The organism is Methylovirgula ligni, assembly GCF_004135935.1.
GTDB classification, from domain to species: Bacteria; Pseudomonadota; Alphaproteobacteria; order Rhizobiales; family Beijerinckiaceae; genus Methylovirgula; species Methylovirgula ligni.
This window is the reverse complement of the sequence record NZ_CP025086.1, coordinates 1,536,478-1,554,072: the sequence shown is the minus strand read 5'-3', so window position 1 is coordinate 1,554,072 and position 17,595 is coordinate 1,536,478. Positions and strand designations below refer to the sequence as shown.

Below are 17,595 nucleotides of genomic sequence, written 5' to 3'. Positions count from 1 at the left end.
ATCGCAACGCCACCCGCCGTCCTCAATCGTGGCGTCCGGCTGCCGTATCGCCATCGACCGTATCGCGCGCTTCCTTGATCTGTTGATAGATGAGATCAGCAAAGGGAACCTTGGTTTTTTTCGCCAGCAGGAAACTGGCGATCAAAGTGCGCCGCAGCGTTGCATTGTCGTAACAGCCCGTCTGCCGCTCGATGCTGCGGAATTGCGGTTCTGTCGGCGAGACGCGGCGGCCCCAGTCCCACACCCAGAGCGTGGCATGACGGCTGTAATAGCCGTTGCAGCCCAGCGGCACCTCCAGCTTGCGGACCTCGACCTTGCCAATATCGGGATTGATCGTGCCGTAGAATTTCTGCAGCCGGTCGACCTCGTCCTCATCCAGCAACGGCCGGCCGTTGATATCGTTCGCCTGCCCGTTGACGGCCATCTCGGCGAGCAGAATGCCGGCGTCGGCCTCGAAGAAGGGATTGCCGTCTTCTGTCGTGGGATCGGCCTCGGCCGAAAGCTTTATCGCCTGATAGGCGTATTGCATCGCCTTCAGCGGGTCTTTCATCACGCCGAATTCGCCGTTGCGGTAAATTTCGGCGAGATACGTGGCGCCGCGGGCCGAACCCTGGCTGAGCGCGCGCCGCAGCAAATCAACGGCTTCGTTCGCGCCGTTTTCCGGACTCGTGAGAATGCGCCCGGAACGCAGCCGTTCGGCGAGGTCGATCTCCGCATCCTCGAAGCCGCCATGTGCGGCAAGACGATAATAGCGCGCCGCGATTTCGGGTTGCGGAATCGGCAAGCCGTCGCCCGCTTCCATCATGATGGCGAGATTGTATTGCGCCCGCGCATTGCTGGCGAGTGCGGCACGGCCGAACCAGAGAAGCGCGCGCGAATCGTCCGAGAGCACGCTCTTGGCATCGTCGATATCGCCGTTGTCGTCGACGATCTTGTAGCCGTAGAAATAAAACAGCCCGAGATCGACCTTCGCATCGACCGAGCCAGCGTCGGCGGCGCGCTCCGCCCATTCGACGGCGCGGCGCGGGTCGGGACTGACGCCCTGCCCGTACCAAAGCGATTCAGCGACATCGACCATCGCCGCAACGGAACCGGCCTCTGCCGCCTTGCCCATCCAATCATAGGCCTCGGCGAAATCGGGCTGGATGCCGAACAGGCCCTTCTTGTAGCGCAGGCCAAGCTCATACATAGCTGCGGGAAAGCCCTGGTCGGCCGCCTTGGTCAGATCCTTGTTCGCCTGATCCTGAGTCTGGTCCGGATTGCGGGCCTCCGCGTAATCGAAGACCGTCGCCAGACTGTAGAGCGACGCGATATAGCCGCGATCGGCAGCGTCCTTGAACGCTGCATATGCTCCCAGCAGCGTCTGCTGGCGCGCCGGATCGTCCGGGCGCATGGAATTGGCCGCCGCCTGTTGCGCGCGCCCGTAATCATAGAGGAAACGCGCGAGCCGTGGATTGCGGGCGATCGACTTCTGGCAGGCCGGAATGGCCGCGTCGAAATCGAGCTTGCCGAGCGACACGCCCGGCACCTCCGGCGGCCGCGCGTTGTCGATATCGGCGGCGGCGAGGCGATCGCAATCATCGATATTGCGGTCGAGCGGCGTCGCGGTGAACGAACTGCCGACCGGCGAACTGATGAGATCGACGAGGGCGCGGCGGGCCAGCTCGGCGGTCGGGCAATCCTGAAACCGGCGCCGATGGCGCTCAAGCGTTTCGCGCGCCGGCTGCTGGCTGATCTGCTCCCAATCCTGCTGCGCGCCTTCGCACTGCTGTTGCGGCAGCGGGAAGCGTTCGGCACCGACAGAGCCGACAAGGGTGAAATCATCCGCCGCCGCGAGATTGTCGAAATATTCCGGATCCTGCTCGAAGCCGCCCTTTGCCGCGTAGGCACGCACGACCAGCCGTGCGCGCTCCGCCAGTTGCGGCAGGGTTTGGCCGGGCCGCTGCATCTCCTGGCGCAAAACCTCGGTGAAGAGCGAGTTTCTGCGCTTGTCGGTCGGGCCGAAGCTCTCGATCGCGGTTTCGCCATATGAGGCGGAATAGAGCGTGAGGAAGCCGGTCGGCAGGTCATCGTTCGGCAAGAGCCGGCTGCCGGAAGTGGCGCTGCGCTTGAGCGTGCGGATATCCGCGGTCGCTGGCGGCAGCGAGCGGCAGGCGTCGAGAACGACGAATGCCGCGGCGGGTTTCCTGCCGGCGATCGCGTGGATGATATCGGCAACGGAAACCCCGTCTTTGGGAATTTCGTCGGCGTCATACTGGCTCTCGAACGCCGGCATCTTCAGCGCGATGATATCGTCGCGGCGGTCGGCATCGAGCAAGCGCGCCCGCGTATAGGTCTTGAGGCTCTTCAAACTTCCCAGCAGTAGATAATTCTTATTGCTTGCCTCGATGCCCGTGCCGTGGCCGGAGAAGAAGAAGAAGACATCGTCGCCTTCGTCGACCGTCTTCAGGAACGCCTGAAACTTCTTGTCGAACTCGTCCCGCGTCCGCACATCGGTCGCGAGCGTGATGTTCTTCTTGTCGAATCCGACCTCCTGAAGATCAGAGGCAATATCGGCGGCGTCATTATCCGCGCGCGTCAGATTCTGGATGTCCGGATCGCCGTAACGTTGAATGCCGAGTACGAAGGCGCGACGCGTTTCCGCCTGCGCGCCCGTTGCCGCAAGCAAAACTAGAGACCCCATAATTGCCAGCGCTGCGAGAACCCCGGCCGTTCGCACTTGCACCATTCAAAACCCCTTACGCCGCGCCGGCAGCAGTTTGCGCGTCGCGCCTCACGGCGCAAGGGTCTGGCGGGCGCTGTGCCAATATATTGCAAGCTATTTTGGCGTAATATCGTCGCCCGGAACTGCAAAGCTTCGCCACGCGCGCGCCGATACGGCAACGCCAGCGCTTTGCTGCCGCGTCGCCCCGTCAGCCGATCGGCGTGATCAGCCGCGTGACTTTACTGACGACGGAGACAAAATCCGTCGCGTGCAAGGCCAAAGCCCCTTCAAACGGATAATCGAGCAGCCGCGCGACGACGAGAATACTTGTCACCGCGGTCGTGAAAATGCCCGCGACCATTGCCGCCGACGCCCGATAGCGCAGGCCGGAAAGGACGACGAAGGCCGCCAGGATCAGTTCAAACCCGATCAGCACCGTCCAAAGCACTCCTGGAATGCCGCTGTCGGCTTGAAAGATCCGCATTTCGCGCTGCGCGTGCGCTTGGGTCAGCAGAGAAAGAATTTCCGTTTTCTTTTCGCGTGCGGTCGAATCGTCTGCGTTGAGGTTGGCGACGGCCTGGATTAACGCCTGCAATTTCCGATCGGTCGCGAGATCCTCGCCGCGCTGCGTCGCCATCACCGGCCATTCGTCTTGCACGACGCTGTCCAGGTAGGCCTTTGTCTTGGTCAGGATGTCTTTCGCCTGCGCCGGTGGCAAAGTCGCCGCGATCATCGCCGCGCCGTGCAGGGCGCCGACCTCGAGATCGATCGCCGCCGAGGCTTCGTTATATTCGGTCCAGGACTCGCTGAAGACGAAGGCCAGAAGAACGGCGAAGATAACCCCGAGCTGCAGGAAGACCGTCGCGCCGACGTCATGGTGCTCGCGCCGCCAGTCGGCCTCGACAAATTTCTGGACGAGCAGCGCCGCCCCGGCGGCCGCGAGGCCGGCTCCGGCAACGATGAGGAATGCGGTGAAGTAATTCATGGTTCAGTCGAGCGCGTTCGTCATGCGAGGTGTTGGGAGAGGCTATCTATCTGAACTTATCCAAGACTGACGCCGGGTATCTGTCAAAGCGCCAGCGAGGGCAGGACGGCCAACGCTTCCTCCGCGGCGCGCAGGCCGGTTTCCCACGCGCCATGCACAGTCGAAAAGAAGGACGGGTGCGTCGCCTCACCGGCGAAGAAAAGCCGCTCCGCCACCGACGCGGCAAGCGCCGCCCGCGCCCCGGCGTGCCCCGGCAGCGCATGCGAATAGGAGCCGAGCACCCAGGGATCGCGCGCCCAGCCGGTCTCGGCGATCGGCGTCGCACGCCGGCGGAAGGCGGAGCCGATGAGCGCGCTCAATTCATCGAGCGCGAAGGCGCCGAGTGCGCCCTCGCCTTCGCGGATTAAATCCTCGGCGTTGCGGCCACCAATAAACGCTTCGACATAGGGACGGCCGAAAGGCCGGGTGTGATAGGAACCCGTCGCGGTCTGATCGATGCGGCCGAAGAGATGACCCTCGACCGGAAATTCCTCCGGCTGCGCCAAGAGGAAGAAGGCTTTCTCCGCCGTCCCAAGCCGCAGGCCCGCCGCGGCCTCGGCCTTGTCCGGCAGAGGCGGCGAGAAGGCTATCCGCTCCTTGGCGAGGAGATTGGTCGGCACGGTGACGATCACCGCGCGCGCCGATACCAGGCCCTGCTGGGTTTCGAGGCGCACCGGCACATGACGATGATCGATCGCCGTCACCGCGCACTCGAAGCGCGGCGCGATGGAGGCAGCCACGGCCGCGATGGCCGCGCCATACCCCTCCCTGACCCGCCAATTCACACCCGTATCGACATAGGCATCATAGTCGAGCACCGAGACCCGATCGAACTCCGCGCCATTATAATAGGAACTGACCGCGTCGATCAGGTTGTTCCAGCGGGTGCCGGGTTCGAAATAATCCGAGGCCGGAGAATCGATTCCCTTCAAGGCGGCGGCGGCAAGCCGCGCATCGAAAGCCTCGAAGGCTTCGGCGAATTCCTTCTGCTCGGTGGCGCTGAACCCCTGGTCGCCGGATTGGCGCCCCCAATTCGCCGAATGCTTTTCGAATACGAAGCCTGCCGCCTCGATGAGCGGCGCCAGCACATTGCGATCTGCGGAATGCACCCAGCCGCAGCCGGCGTCGAGCGGAAAGCCGCCCTGCGCCGCAAAAGTGAAAGCGCGGCCTCCGGGACGTGTGCGAGCTTCCAGCACGACGATGCTCCGGCCGGCGCGTGTCAGTGCAAGCGCTGCCGCCAATCCCGCCGCGCCCGCACCGACGATCGCAACATCAAAACTATCAGGCATCATGAATCCCTCTGCGCCGTCCCGGCTTGGGTTTAGCAGGACGCGCGAATTTGCAAATCAAGCGCCTGATGGCCGAAGCGCGCATGCCGTAGCTCCGCGAAGATCGCATGACAGACCCGCGTCATTTTCCCGCATCGTGGTCGAACCCGACCATGCAAAGTCCGAGCTTTGCGATCTCGCCGCCCTCGCAACTGATCCTTCCGCGGCCTTTACCTCAGCCGAGGCGAGCCCGTTCCTTGGCGTGTTGAAGGAGTCAAAGCTTATCGAAAAACCGATCAAATGATTCCAGTTATGGTTTACAAATCGTTACTTCGAGCCCAACTTATTGGAGTGCCGATGAGTATCGGCGTGGAAGAATCGGATTTGTGCCGTGTTAACGCACTCCGTCCATTCGATTACGCGTCCCAAGGACATCGAGGTTTCCTCAGCTGAGGTGATCGGTGAAATCCGTCACGAGGCGGGGTCCCTTCCGCAGCTCAAGCTCGAGTACGAGCCGCCGATCAAAACCCTCTGGGTGACGATTGCGCCGGAGCCGAAGCCCGTCTTTACCCTCGGCCTCGTCGATAGCGTTTCGCGTCTGCAAAAAGCCATCGTCGCGCTTTGGGGCGGGGAGGATTATGAGCGCTCGCCCATCCGATTCTTCGCCTACCGCGCCAAGGGGCCCATTTTCACCTTTGGCGGCGATCTCGATTTTTACCTCGACTGCATCGGTCGGGGCGACCGCGCCGCCCTGCAGGAACATGCGCGACTCTCGATCGAAGGCGTCCTGGGCAATGCCACCAGCCTCTCGGGAACCGCGATCACGATGGCGACGATCGAGGGCAAGGGCATAGGCGGCGGCATCGACGCGCCGCTGTCTTGCAATCTGGTGATCGCCGAGGAGCAGACCTCGTTCAGCTATCCAGAGGTCAAATTCAACCATTTCCCGGTCGCTTCGGTGGCGGTTCTCTCGCAGCGCATCGGCACAAGGGCCGCGCACAGGCTTCTCTCGACGGGCGCGGAATTTACCGCCGCGGAATTCGAGGCCCTGGGTGCGCTGGATGCCACCGCTGCCTCGGGCCAGGGCGAGGCTTGGCTGCGCAAATATGCGAGCGAGACGATGCCGATGCATGCCGCGCGGCTGGGCCTCTACGAAGCCTTCCATCGCCGCCGGGCCGAAGAGTTTCGCAATGAGCTCGTTGCGCTCGCTGCCGCCTGGACGGACCACATGCTGAGGTTGTCCCCGATGGAGATTTCGCGTCTGCAGCGAATCAGCGTCGGTCAGGACCGGATGCTGCAGCACATCTACGGCATGGCCAAGCAAGGCCGCGTCGAAACAGCCCAGGTCAGAGTTCCCGCCGTTCCTGCCGCTGAGTAGGATTCTCGACCGCTACAACTTGGTCTAAAATTTAAGAATAACGCGCAACATCCGGTCAACGATTCTATGTGCAGGGTGGACTTGAAGGCTTTTACCCTGACTAAGTGCTTGTGGCCGGAATGATTCTCAAGGATATCCGCTGGCGAATTTGGCGACGGGCGCAGATCTGGCGGCACTCGCGGCGCGATGCCGAGCTTTACAACCATCTCGTCGGTTCGCTGTTCACGTCGCAGTCATCGCTCAATTCGGCGAATATCCTCGGCATGGCGGTCGCCGCGGCCGGCTACCTGTTGACCAGAGACAAGCTCTATCTGCTCCTCGCGGCCGCGATGCTCGCCACGGGGATTGGGCGGACGTCGGTCTACCACAGCTTTGTCCGCCATCGGGATAAGCTGGTCACACGCGCCGACGGCGCCTATTACGACCGGCTCTTTTTCATTTATTCCGCGCTCTTCACCACCGCCTTCGGGCTGACCTGCTACGCTCTCATCCGGCACCCCGCTTCGACCGGAACGCATGCCGTCGCCGCCGGCGCGGCGGTCGGCTACGCGATGGGCGTCGTCGCCCGCAATGCCGGCCGCCCGCATATCGTCGTCACGCAAGTCATGTTGACCATCTGCCCGATGATCGTCGGCTATGCACTGATGCGCAGCACCTATGGCAATGTCGCGGTGCTGCTCTTGATCGGGACGATGCTCGCGACCGTCTTCGTGACCTTTTCGCTGCAGCAGAACGTCATCGCCGTCTACAATGCCGACAAGGCGACGCGGCATCTCGCCATGTTCGACAAGCTGACGGGCCTGATGAACCGTCACACGTTCAGCGAGCAGGTTTCGCAAGTTATCGCCACCGACCCGCAGAAGAAATTCGCCATCCTCTATCTCGATCTCGATCGCTTCAAGGAGATCAACGATACGATGGGCCATACCGCGGGCGACGCGGTGATCGTCGAAGTGTCGCGCCGCCTGCGCGCCGTCACCCGCGCCGGCGATCTCATCGCCCGCTTTGGCGGCGACGAATTTCTCATCAAGCTCGGCTGCACGGAGATTGTCGAAATAGAGCACATCGTCCGGCGCATTGCCGCGACCCTGGCGCAGCCGGTGAGCGTCGAGGGCAAGGTTTTCGCGCCGACGGCAAGTATCGGCGCGGCGGTCTTTCCGGACAACGGGCTTCTCGCCGGCGATATCATCAAGAAGGCTGACATCGCGCTCTACGAGGCCAAGCGCGCGGGCGGCAGGACATACCGTATTTTTGCACCGCAGATGGAAAGCGATATCCATGCGCAGCGTACCTTGCGCAACGAGGTTCAGCTCGCGGTCGACCGGCACGAATTCGTTCTCCACTATCAGCCGATCTACGAGCTCGCGTCGAAGAAAGTGGTCGCCGTCGAAGCCTTGCTGCGATGGAATCATCCGACGCGCGGCTTGCTCCCGCCCGGCGCCTTCATCCCCGTCAGCGAAGAGACGATGGCGATTGTCGAGATCGGCGAGCAAATCCTCGAAGCCGCCTGCCAAATTGCTTTGAAGCTGCCGGACGATATCGCCGTGGCGGTCAATCTCTCGCCGGTCCAGTTTAATCAGCCCGAATTGCTGATTGGCGCGGTCCGCTCCGCCTTGCAACGGACCGGGCTGGCGGCGCGGCGGCTGCATCTCGAAATCACCGAGACGCTCCTGCTCGCGAATACGCCTTCGACACACAAGACGCTCGACATTCTGGCGGGCATGGGCACCAAACTGGTGCTCGACGATTTCGGCACCGGCTATTCGTCGCTGTCGTATATCCAGGATTTTCCGTTCTCGACCATCAAGATCGACAAGAAATTCACCGACAGCCTTTACGTCAATACCGCTTCGTCCGCGATCATCAAGGCGATCACCCAGATTGCCAAGGATCTGTCGCTGGAAATCGTTGTCGAGGGGATCGAGACGGCCGAGCAGGAATCCTTCGTCCGCATGCTTGGCCCGACGCAGGGCCAGGGCTATCTCTTCTCTAGGCCGCTCCCCGAGGCCGAACTCCTGCTCAAGCTCTCAAAGCCCGCGAGCGATGCCCGCCGCATGAGTCTCGCAAGCTGAAGTCTTGCAAGCTGCAGTCTTGCGAGTTGATGCCGGCCGCGAAGAGCTATTTTGCGTCACGCAATTTCGTCACGAGCTTCTTCAATCCGGCTTCATCGATCGCGCCGGCGATCAGATAGGGACCGATGAGATAGACCGGCGTGCCCTGCAGATGCAGCGCGTTCGCCTGCTCGATATTCCGTTGCAGCAGGGCGCTGATCTCCGCGTTATGCGCCGCGAGATCCTTGTTCAATTGCGTAAGATCAATCCCCGCCGTCTCCATCGCCTGCTTGATCGAGGCCTGGGTCGCGGGACTGAGCTTGATCGCCATCAACGCATCATGCGCGATCTGATATTTGCCTTGATAATTCGCCGCCAGCGCCACCTTCGCCGCGACGATGGACGATGGCGCGAGGATCGGCCAATCCTTATAGATGAGCTTGACATGCCGGTCGCTGGCGACGAACCGGTCGAGCATCGGCGTCGCGCGGCGGCAATAGGGGCAATTGTAGTCGAGAAAGGCGACGATGGTGACATCGCCATGCGGATCGCCGGCGACCGGCGCGGCCGGATCGCCCAGAATGCTTTCGACGAGGTTCGCCTGCGCGCCGGCGGATGAAGCCGCCGCAACGAGAAATGCGATAACGAGCAGCGTCAGTCTGACTGAATTTCGTGACATGATTTTCCGTAGCAGATTCGCGCGTCAAGACGTCAGTGAAGATTAAGGCATGGATCGAATTGCACCCACCAAGGCCTATCGTCTGCTCGAAGCCGGACCGATCGTTCTGGTGACGACGCGGCATGACTCTATACCGAACATCATGACGATGGGCTTTCATATGATGATCCAGCATGCGCCGCCGCTGATCGGCTGCATCATCGGCCCGTGGGACCACAGCTATAAGGCGCTCCGCGAGACCGGCGAATGCGTCATCGCCGTGCCGACGGTCGATCTCGCCCGCAAGGTGGTCAAGATCGGCAATTGTTCCGGCGCCGAAACCGACAAATTCAAGAAATTCAGGCTGACGCCCCTGCCCGCCGCCGAAGTCGGCGCGCCTCTGGTTGCCGAATGCCTCGCCAATATCGAATGCCGCGTCGCCGACACGTCGCTTGTCGGCAAATACAATCTCTTCGTTCTTGAAGCGGTGGCGATCTGGATCGACCGCACGCGCAAGGAACGCCGCACCCTGCATCACAATGGCGATGGCACGTTTACTGCCGATGGCCGCGTGCTCGATCTCAAGGACCTCATGGTCCAGTGGAAGCAGTTTCAGGTTCCGCTTTGAGGAGCGCACTTGGACAGAGCTTCAGCCGCTCGATCAGCCAGCGCCCGGCGGGGCCCGGCGGCGCGGCGGTAAGATAGACGGCATACATCGGCAACATCAGGCCGCCGGCCGGCATATCCTCGATTTTCAGCACGACGAGCTTGCCGCTGTCGATGTCGGGTTTCACCGTATGCAGCGGCATGCCGCCAAAGCCGAGGCCGTTGAGGAGAAAGGCGTGTTTGGCGAAAAGATCCGAGAGCCGCCAGGTCGCGGGCGAGACGACGCCGTATTCGCGGCCGGCGGAAAGCTCCGAGCGGTCGGTCAGGACAAGCTGGACGTGCCGCGCCAGCTCCGATTTCGGAATCGGCCCCTCAAACGCCGCCAGCGGATGCTCGCGCGCCGCGACCATGACGAGGCCGACGTCCGACAGACGCTCCGGCGTAACCGCGGCCGGTATCTGCGGCAGCGGCCCGGCGATGCCGAGGCTGGCGCGGCCATCGAGCAGCGGCTGGAATACGCCGCCGAGCGCCTCGACATAAAGCCGCAGCGGCGTGCCGGGAAATCGCTCGCGAAACTCCTTCGCCGCCGAGGTCAGTGCCTCCATCGGGAAGAAGACATCGACCACGGCCGAAAGCTCCGGCTCCAGGCCCGCCGACATGCCCTTGGCGCGCGCCTTCATGAAATCGACGCCGGAGACGATGCCGCGCGCATCGGCAAGCAGAACCGCACCGGCGCCGGTGAGCTTGGGATAACGGCCGCCGCGATCGAAGAGCGGGACGCCGATCTGCGCTTCCAGCGCGCTCACCATTTCGCTGACAGCCGATTGCGCCCGGCGCAGCTTGCGCGCCGCGGCGGAGAAACTGCCTTCCTCCACGGCGCAGATAAAGACCCTGAGTTGATCGAGCGATACGGCGTCCAGCATATAACTATCGTAGATTGCGATGGATAAGATCGAAATATAGCGTCTATTCAAATGGACAGCAATTTGTGAGGAGGGGGCTGGCGGCTCCGGCGGATATGCTCCGGCGGCGCGGCATGCCGCCCTTTTATTCCCGCGGGGCCTTCAGGAGTCACTCAATGAATTCGCATTTTCTCACCGCGTCCGCGCTGAGCGCGGCGCTGGTCTTCGCCGGCGCAGCCTCGGCGCAGGCGCCCTCGCGCGACCCGGCGACGGTCAAGGCCGGCACTTATAAGGTCGAGCCCTATCACACCCAGGTCACCTTCACGCTCTCACATTTCGGGCTGAGCGAATTTTCCGGCTTCTTCTCCGGCGCCTCCGGGGCGCTGAAGCTCGATCCCGCCAATCCGGCCGCAGATCAACTCGACGTGACGATCCCGGTCGATTCCGTGCTGACGACCGTGCCGAAGCTTACCGGCGAGCTGAAGGGCGCAAAGTGGTTCGACGCGGCCAAATATCCGACGGCGGAGTTCAAATCGACCAAGATCACGCTCGCCGGCACCGCCAGCGCCCTCATCTCCGGCACCTTGACGCTGCACGGCGTGACGAAGCCGATCACATTGAAGGCGCATCTCGTCGGCGCGGGCATCAACCCGATCGACAAAGCCTATACAGTGGGCTTTGCAGCGAGCGGCACGATCAAGCGCAGCCAGTTCGGCGTCAGCGCCTATGTGCCCTATATCGGCGATGATGTTCATCTGACGATCGCGGGGGCATTCGAGCTTCAGCAATAATCATGGCATCTGCGCAACCCGGCAACCGCTATACGGCGGTTGCCGTCTTCCTTCACTGGATCATGGCGCTGGGCATTCTTGCCCTCGTCGTGATCGGCCTGACCATGGCGCATGTGAAGCTGCAGCCTCTCGCGCTCTTCAAGCTCTACCAGCTCCATAAATCGATCGGCATCACCATCCTGCTCGCGGCTTTTCTGCGGCTGGCCTGGCGGCTCGCGCATCCGCCGCCCGCCTTACCCGCTTCAATGCCGCCAGTCGAGCGCAAGGCGGCGGAAGCAACCCATCTGTTGCTTTACGCCGCGCTGTTCGTTCTGCCTCTCACCGGCTGGGCGCTGGTCTCGGCCGCCGTGCTCAATATCCCGACCGTGCTTTATGGAATCATCCCCTGGCCGCATCTGCCGATCCTTTCGACGCTGCATAACAAGGCGCCGGTCGAGCACGTTCTGACGCGCACCCATGCCTATCTCGCCTGGGCGCTGATCGCGCTCGTCACGCTCCACGCCGCGGCGGCGCTGCGGCATCACTTCCTTCTCCACGACGATATCTTGACGCGCATCCTGCCCGGGCGAAGCCCGCGCGGCGCGAACAGGAAACCTTCGCAATGATAAAGCCGGTATGGGCGGCCACTCTCGCCGCGATACTCCTTGCCACCGCCACCTGCGCTTGCGCCGCTGACGTTCCCAATTGGACGGTCGATTTCACCAAGAGCCGGCTCGGCTTTTCCGGCACGCAAACCGGCCAGCCCTTCCAGGGCGCTTTCGCACGTTACAACGCGGCAATCGCCTTCGATCCCGCGCACCCCGAAGCCTCGCATATCAAGGTGACGGTCGACCTTTCGAGCGCCACGACCGGCGACACCCAGCGCGACACGGCGCTGCCCGGCGACGACTGGTTCGACATCGCCCATTTTCCGCAGGCGAGCTTCGCCTCGGATAGTATCCGCAAGAAGCCCGACGGCAGTTATGAGGCCATCGGCACGCTTACCATGCGCGGCATCAGCCATCCGTTGACGCTTCCCTTCACGCTTGATGTGAATGGTACAAGCGCGCACGCGAAGGGCCACGCGACACTCATCCGCACCGCCTTCGGCATCGGCCAGGGCCAATGGGCCACGGCCGATTATGTCGCGCTGGAGGTCGGCATCGATATCGATATCGTCGCCGCGCGCGCCAAATGACCGGCTTCATCTAAGGCAGGAGACAGGCGTGGACATCGGCATCGACAGTTTTGCGGCCAATCTTCCGGACCCCGCAACGGGCAAGCCCGCGTCGGCTGCCGCCCGCATGGCCGATCTCATTGACGAGATCGAGGTGGCGGACCGCGTCGGCCTCGACGTGTTCGGCATCGGCGAACACCATCGGCCGGAATTTCTCGATTCGGCGCCGGCCGTGATTCTCGCCGCAGCCGCGGCGCGCACGAAAAGCATCCGCCTCGGCAGCGCGGTGACGGTTCTCAGCGCCGCCGATCCCGTGCGCGTCTTCCAGGAATTCGCCACCCTCGATCTGATCTCGCAGGGGCGAGCCGAGATCATCGTCGGGCGCGGCTCATTCGGCGAAGCCTATCCTCTCTTCGGGTATAAGTTCGAGGATTACGACGATCTGTTCGTCGAAAAGCTCGATCTCTTGCTGAAGCTGCGCGAATCCACCGACGTCACATGGTCGGGCCGCTTCCGGCCATCGCTTAATGGTCAGGGAATTTATCCGCGCCCCGTGCAGGAAAAGCTGCCGATCTGGGTCGGCGTCGGCGGCACGCCGGAATCCTTCGCCCGCGCCGGGACTCTTGGCCTGCCCTTGATGGTCGCGATCATCGGCGGCGAGTTCCGCCGCTTCCGTCCGCTGGTCGATCTCTATCGCGAGGCGGGGCGCCGCGCTGGCCATGCGCCAGAGACGCTGCAAGTCGGCCTTCACGCGATCGGCTTCGTCGCCGAGACAGCACAGCAGGCCAAAGACGTGTTCTTTCCCGGCTGGCTGACCATGTTCGGCACTATCGGCCGCGAGCGCGGCTGGTCGCCCCCCTCCCGCGCGCAATTCGAGGCGATGACCGGCCCGCACGGAGCTTATCTGATCGGCGATCCGGCCTCTGTCGCGGAGAAAATATTGAAAGCGAGCGCGGTGCTCGGCGGCATCGCGCGCGTCACGTTCCAGATGAGCGTCGCGGCGCTCGATCATAAAGTGATGACGCGCTCGATCGAATTGCTCGGCACCGAGGTCGCGCCGCGCGTGCGGGCCGCCGCTGCGCAGAGCGAGGACGCGCATGGGTGAATTGATCGACGGCATCTGGGTGACGAACGCAATGGAGAGCGTTCTCAAGGATGGCGTCCTGCACCGGCCGCCCTCCATTTTTCGCGATTGGGTGACGGCTGATGGCACGGCCCCGCCGGGCAAACGCGGCTTCAAGGCCGAGGCCGGACGCTATCATCTTTACGTCTCGCTCGCCTGCCCCTGGGCGCACCGCACGCTCATCCTGCGCAATCTGAAGGCGCTCGCGGGCATGATCTCCGTCTCTGTCGTCAACTGGCTGATGGCCGACGACGGCTGGACCTTCGTGCCGGGCGAAAGCGTCATCCCCGACAGCGTCAACGGCTGCGACAGGCTGCGTGACATCTATCTCCTCGCCGATCCGCATTGCACGAGCCGCGTGACCGTGCCGGTGCTCTGGGACAGAGCAACGAAGACGATCGTCTCGAACGAATCCGCCGAGATCATCCGGATGTTCAATTCGGCCTTCGATCATCTGGGCGCGCGACCCGGCGACTATTATCCCGAACCGCTCCGTGCCGAGATCGACGCAGTCAACGCGCGCGTTTATCCCGGCCTCAACAACGGCGTCTATATGGCGGGCTTCGCCCAGCGGCAGGAGGCCTACGAAGACGCCGCGGAGCGGGTGTTCGCGACGCTCGACTGGCTCGAACGGCGCCTTGCGCGTCACGATTATCTCGTCGGCGATCAATTGACCGAGGCCGACATCCGCACCTTCACGACGCTCGTGCGTTTCGACGCGGTCTATTTCGGCCATTTCAAATGCAACCGCCGCGCCTTGATCGACTATCCGGCGCTCTGGGCTTTTACGCGGCGGCTTTACCAGCACCCCGACATAAAGCCGACGGTCGATTTTCTGCACATCAAGCGGCACTATTACATGAGCCATCGCTGGATCAACCCGAGCGGCATCGTGCCGATCGGTCCCGACCGCGACTTCGACGCGCCGGTCACGTTTCGCGATGCGCGTCGTGAGGCGGGTTAGAAGACGTTGATCTTGTCGTCGACGGAATATCGGCCGGCGCCGGTGAGATAGAGAAGCAAAAACCCGCCGATGAGTCCGATGTTTTTGAGGAAGTTGATCTCGTTCTCCATCCGCGCCGCGCCGGACATATTCCAGAAATGATGGCCGAGGATCGCCGTGCCGAGCGTGTAAAGGGCGAGCAAAAGCGCGACCGGCCTCGTGAATAGACCAATGGCGATGGCGAGGCCGCCGAAAAATTCCGCCACGACCGCGATGACGGCGGCAAGAAACGGCAGCGGAACGCCGCCGTGCGAGAAATAAGCGACCGTTCCGGCGAAGCCGGTTAGCTTTTCCCAGCCGAACACCACGAACAGCAGCGCCAGGAAAATCCGCGCGACAAGCAAAACCCCGTCTCTCACAGTCTCGGCGCCGAACGTCCCGCGCATGATCTCGCCTTCCCTGTTGACCGCCCCCAAAGCAGGGCCATCCTCTTAATCTTGCCCGGATAGCACGGTTCTGGCATTCCGGGCCGAGGCGAGTTCATAAATATTATCTATAACTACTTTGGAGACTTTCATTGGATTTCGGGGTTTTACGGCCCTAAATGTGCATTGCAACGTAAGGGTGATTAGCATCGCGACCCGTGCGACGCGCCAAATTTCCCCGCGAAAAACATCCATAGACGGAGACTATGCAATGACCCGCCAACGCCCTGTGCCTGGGATCAAACGCTACAATGCCCCGGCGGGTGGTTGGGGGGCGCTCAAGGCCACGGCCAAGGCGGTCCGCGAGCAGATGGACGCCAGCGAAGCCGCCGTCACGCTCTTCCGCACCAATAAGCCCGACGGGTTCGATTGCCCCGGCTGCGCCTGGCCGGACAAGGAGCACACGTCGACTTTCCAGTTCTGCGAGAACGGCGCCAAGGCGGTGACCTGGGAAGCGACCAAGAAGCGCGTCACGCCCGAGTTTTTCGCTGAGCATGCTGTCTCTGAACTCTGGAACTGGACGGATTACGAGCTGGAGAGCGCCGGCCGGCTCACCCATCCCGTGGCCTATGACCGTGCCAGCGACCGCTACAAGGCGATCTCATGGGAGGATGCGTTCCAGCGTATCGGCGCGGTGCTGCGGGCCCAGCAAGATCCCAATCACGTCGAATTCTATACGTCAGGCCGCGCCTCGAATGAGGCCGCTTTCCTCTACCAGCTTTTCGCCCGCGAATACGGCACCAACAATTTCCCCGATTGCTCCAACATGTGCCACGAGGCGACAAGCGTCGGCCTGCCGCAATCCATCGGCCTCGGCAAGGGCACTGTCTCGCTCGAGGATTTCGATCATTGCGATCTGATCCTCTCGTTCGGCCACAATCCCGGCACCAACCATCCGCGCATGATGGGTACCTTGCACGAATGCGCCAAGCGCGGCGTGCCGATCATCGTCTTCAATCCCTTGCGGGAGCGCGCGCTCGAGCGCTTCGCCGATCCGCAAAATGCCATCGAAATGTCGACCTTCGGCTATGCGAACATCGCCTCGTCCTATTACCAGGTGAAGGTCGGCGGTGACGCTGCGGCGCTGAAGGGCATCATGAAAGCGCTTCTCGCGCTCGACCGCACACCGGGACGCAACGCGCCCGTTATCGACCATGCCTTCATCGCCGAACATACCCGTGGCTTCGAAGCTCTCGTCGCCGATCTCGACGCGACGGCATGGGCGGACATCGAAGCCGCCAGCGGACTTGAGCGCGGCGCGCTCGAGGCTGTCGCCAGCGCCTATGCCCAGGCCAATGCGACGATCATTCCCTATGGCATGGGAATCACCCAGCACACGAAAGGCACCGACAACGTCCAGCAGCTCGCCAATCTGCTGCTGATGCGCGGTCAGATCGGCAAGCCCGGCGCCGGCATTTGCCCGCTGCGTGGCCATTCCAATGTGCAAGGCGACCGCACGGTCGGCATCACTGAAAAGCCGGGCGCCGATATGCTCGCCCGCATCGAGGCGACCTTTGGCTTCACGCCACCGGCGGAGCACGGCCACGATGCCGTCGCCGGCATGCAGGCGATCATCGCCGGTCAATCGAAAGTGTTGGTCTGCCTCGGCGGCAATCTCGCCGTCGCGCTGCCGGACCCGGAGCAATGTTTTCCGGCGATGGCGGAGCTTGATCTCGCCGTGCATATCGCGACCAAGCTCAATCGCTCGCATCTGCTCGTCAGCAAGGAAGCGATCATCCTGCCCTGCCTCGGCCGCACCGAGCACGACATCCAGCCGAGCGGGCCGCAGATCGTCACCGTCGAGGATTCGATGTCGATGGTCCATTCCTCGCGCGGCAAGCTGCCGCCGGTTTCCGAATATCTGCGCTCAGAGCCCGCGATCATCGCCGGCATGGCCGCCGCCACGCTGCCGCATAGCAAGGTGCCGTGGCTGGAACTCGTCGAGGATTACGACCGCATCCGCGACATGATCGAGGCCGTCTTCCCCGACTTCCAAGATTTCAACACGCGCGTGCGCGTGCCCGGCGGTTTCCGCCTGCCGCTGCCTGCGACCCAGAGAATATGGAAGACGCCCTCGGGCAAGGCCGAATTCATCATCTTCAAGGGGCTGAACGAAGACCCGATCGTCGCCGACGGCGCGGTTCTGCGCCTGACGACGATCCGCAGCCACGACCAGTACAATACAACGATCTATGGACTCGACGATCGCTATCGGGGCGTCTTCGGCCGTCGCGACGTCGTCTTCATCCATATGGATGACCTTGCCGCGCTCAACATCCAGCACGGCGATGCGATCGACATCGAAACCGCGCTGCCCGCGCAGACTCCCCTGCGCCTCAGCGGTTTCACCGCCATCGCGCATAATATCGCGCGCGGTTCGATCGCCGCCTATTATCCCGAGGCCAATGGGCTTGTCCCGCTCACCTATCATGATCCGCAAAGCGGCACGCCGTCCTACAAATCCGTCCCCGTCAGGATCATGCGTCACGCCTGAGCCGGTATGGCG

At 62.6% G+C, this 17,595-nt stretch carries 15 protein-coding genes; 9 read left to right on the top strand and 6 right to left on the bottom strand.

Annotation, left to right across the window (positions count from 1 at the left end):
• Positions 1 to 22: 22 nt before the first annotated feature.
• The 3 genes from CWB41_RS07465 to CWB41_RS07455 form a co-directional block, all read right to left on the bottom strand.
• Positions 23 to 2,728 carry a DUF2610 domain-containing protein gene (locus CWB41_RS07465; RefSeq protein ID WP_115834871.1) on the bottom strand — a complete coding sequence of 902 codons (2,706 nt, stop codon included), beginning with the start codon at positions 2,726 to 2,728 and terminating at the stop codon, positions 23 to 25.
• Positions 2,729 to 2,912: 184 nt separating this feature from the next.
• Complete coding sequence (locus tag CWB41_RS07460; RefSeq protein ID WP_115834872.1) at positions 2,913 to 3,689, bottom strand: bestrophin-like domain; 777 nt, start codon at positions 3,687 to 3,689, stop codon at positions 2,913 to 2,915.
• Between the two features lie 83 nt (positions 3,690 to 3,772).
• The gene (locus tag CWB41_RS07455) at positions 3,773 to 5,020 is read right to left on the bottom strand and encodes a flavin monoamine oxidase family protein (protein ID WP_115834873.1); all 1,248 of its coding nucleotides are present in this window, start codon (positions 5,018 to 5,020) and stop codon (positions 3,773 to 3,775) included.
• A gap of 367 nt (positions 5,021 to 5,387) precedes the next feature.
• Here CWB41_RS07455 and CWB41_RS07450 point away from each other — a divergent pair, with 367 nt between their 5' ends.
• Complete coding sequence (locus CWB41_RS07450; protein ID WP_115834874.1) at positions 5,388 to 6,374, top strand: enoyl-CoA hydratase-related protein; 987 nt, start codon at positions 5,388 to 5,390, stop codon at positions 6,372 to 6,374.
• Positions 6,375 to 6,493: 119 nt separating this feature from the next.
• On the top strand, positions 6,494 to 8,446 hold the full coding sequence (locus tag CWB41_RS07445) for a putative bifunctional diguanylate cyclase/phosphodiesterase (RefSeq protein WP_115834875.1): 1,953 nt from the start codon (positions 6,494 to 6,496) through the stop codon (positions 8,444 to 8,446).
• Positions 8,447 to 8,492: 46 nt separating this feature from the next.
• Here CWB41_RS07445 and CWB41_RS07440 read toward each other — a convergent pair whose 3' ends face one another.
• Positions 8,493 to 9,104, bottom strand: coding sequence for a DsbA family protein (locus CWB41_RS07440; protein ID WP_115834876.1), 612 nt, complete (start codon positions 9,102 to 9,104; stop codon positions 8,493 to 8,495).
• A 49-nt stretch (positions 9,105 to 9,153) separates the two neighbouring features.
• Between CWB41_RS07440 and CWB41_RS07435 the strand changes: the two genes are divergently transcribed.
• On the top strand, positions 9,154 to 9,711 hold the full coding sequence (locus CWB41_RS07435) for a flavin reductase family protein (protein WP_115834877.1): 558 nt from the start codon (positions 9,154 to 9,156) through the stop codon (positions 9,709 to 9,711).
• Here CWB41_RS07435 and CWB41_RS07430 read toward each other — a convergent pair.
• The gene (locus CWB41_RS07430) at positions 9,674 to 10,612 is read right to left on the bottom strand and encodes a LysR family transcriptional regulator (RefSeq protein ID WP_115834878.1); all 939 of its coding nucleotides are present in this window, start codon (positions 10,610 to 10,612) and stop codon (positions 9,674 to 9,676) included. The two genes, CWB41_RS07435 and CWB41_RS07430, sit on opposite strands and share 38 nt — an antisense overlap.
• Before the next feature lie 155 nt (positions 10,613 to 10,767).
• On the opposite strand from CWB41_RS07430, the gene CWB41_RS07425 reads away from it, so the two are divergent.
• The 5 genes from CWB41_RS07425 to CWB41_RS07405 are packed head-to-tail and all read left to right on the top strand — an operon-like array spanning position 10,768 to position 14,625.
• Positions 10,768 to 11,382, top strand: coding sequence for a YceI family protein (locus tag CWB41_RS07425; protein WP_115835463.1), 615 nt, complete (start codon positions 10,768 to 10,770; stop codon positions 11,380 to 11,382).
• A 2-nt stretch (positions 11,383 to 11,384) separates the two neighbouring features.
• A complete protein-coding gene (locus CWB41_RS07420) occupies positions 11,385 to 11,987 on the top strand; it encodes a cytochrome b (protein ID WP_115834879.1) in 603 nt (200 codons plus the stop codon).
• Positions 11,984 to 12,559 (top strand): YceI family protein, encoded by a 576-nt coding sequence (locus CWB41_RS07415; RefSeq protein ID WP_115834880.1) that lies wholly within the window; start codon positions 11,984 to 11,986, stop codon positions 12,557 to 12,559. The genes CWB41_RS07420 and CWB41_RS07415 overlap by 4 nt, the downstream gene beginning before the upstream one ends.
• A gap of 28 nt (positions 12,560 to 12,587) precedes the next feature.
• Positions 12,588 to 13,643 (top strand): LLM class flavin-dependent oxidoreductase, encoded by a 1,056-nt coding sequence (locus CWB41_RS07410; protein ID WP_115834881.1) that lies wholly within the window; start codon positions 12,588 to 12,590, stop codon positions 13,641 to 13,643.
• Positions 13,636 to 14,625: a glutathione S-transferase family protein gene (locus CWB41_RS07405; RefSeq protein ID WP_115834882.1), complete on the top strand. Its 990-nt coding sequence runs from the start codon at positions 13,636 to 13,638 to the stop codon at positions 14,623 to 14,625. Before CWB41_RS07410 ends, CWB41_RS07405 begins: the two co-directional genes overlap by 8 nt.
• Here CWB41_RS07405 and CWB41_RS07400 read toward each other — a convergent pair.
• Complete coding sequence (locus tag CWB41_RS07400; RefSeq protein ID WP_115835464.1) at positions 14,622 to 15,050, bottom strand: DoxX family protein; 429 nt, start codon at positions 15,048 to 15,050, stop codon at positions 14,622 to 14,624. The genes CWB41_RS07405 and CWB41_RS07400 overlap by 4 nt on opposite strands.
• A gap of 250 nt (positions 15,051 to 15,300) precedes the next feature.
• Here CWB41_RS07400 and CWB41_RS07395 point away from each other — a divergent pair, with 250 nt between their 5' ends.
• Complete coding sequence (locus CWB41_RS07395; RefSeq protein ID WP_115834883.1) at positions 15,301 to 17,583, top strand: FdhF/YdeP family oxidoreductase; 2,283 nt, start codon at positions 15,301 to 15,303, stop codon at positions 17,581 to 17,583.
• The last annotated feature ends 12 nt before the right edge of the window (positions 17,584 to 17,595 follow it).

Bases quoted from the DNA above. Each gene is read 5' to 3' on its own strand.
- CWB41_RS07405 (WP_115834882.1), top strand. From the start codon at position 13,636: ATGGGTGAATTGATCGACGGCATCTGGGTGACGAACGCAATGGAGAGC.
- CWB41_RS07435 (WP_115834877.1), top strand. From the start codon at position 9,154: ATGGATCGAATTGCACCCACCAAGGCCTATCGTCTGCTCGAAGCCGGA.
- CWB41_RS07425 (WP_115835463.1), top strand. From the start codon at position 10,768: ATGAATTCGCATTTTCTCACCGCGTCCGCGCTGAGCGCGGCGCTGGTC.
- CWB41_RS07430 (WP_115834878.1), bottom strand. From the start codon at position 10,612: ATGCTGGACGCCGTATCGCTCGATCAACTCAGGGTCTTTATCTGCGCC.
- CWB41_RS07420 (WP_115834879.1), top strand. From the start codon at position 11,385: ATGGCATCTGCGCAACCCGGCAACCGCTATACGGCGGTTGCCGTCTTC.
- CWB41_RS07415 (WP_115834880.1), top strand. From the start codon at position 11,984: ATGATAAAGCCGGTATGGGCGGCCACTCTCGCCGCGATACTCCTTGCC.
- CWB41_RS07395 (WP_115834883.1), top strand. From the start codon at position 15,301: ATGACCCGCCAACGCCCTGTGCCTGGGATCAAACGCTACAATGCCCCG.
- CWB41_RS07460 (WP_115834872.1), bottom strand. From the start codon at position 3,689: ATGAATTACTTCACCGCATTCCTCATCGTTGCCGGAGCCGGCCTCGCG.
- CWB41_RS07440 (WP_115834876.1), bottom strand. From the start codon at position 9,104: ATGTCACGAAATTCAGTCAGACTGACGCTGCTCGTTATCGCATTTCTC.
- CWB41_RS07445 (WP_115834875.1), top strand. From the start codon at position 6,494: ATGATTCTCAAGGATATCCGCTGGCGAATTTGGCGACGGGCGCAGATC.
- CWB41_RS07455 (WP_115834873.1), bottom strand. From the start codon at position 5,020: ATGATGCCTGATAGTTTTGATGTTGCGATCGTCGGTGCGGGCGCGGCG.
- CWB41_RS07465 (WP_115834871.1), bottom strand. From the start codon at position 2,728: ATGGTGCAAGTGCGAACGGCCGGGGTTCTCGCAGCGCTGGCAATTATG.
- CWB41_RS07400 (WP_115835464.1), bottom strand. From the start codon at position 15,050: ATGCGCGGGACGTTCGGCGCCGAGACTGTGAGAGACGGGGTTTTGCTT.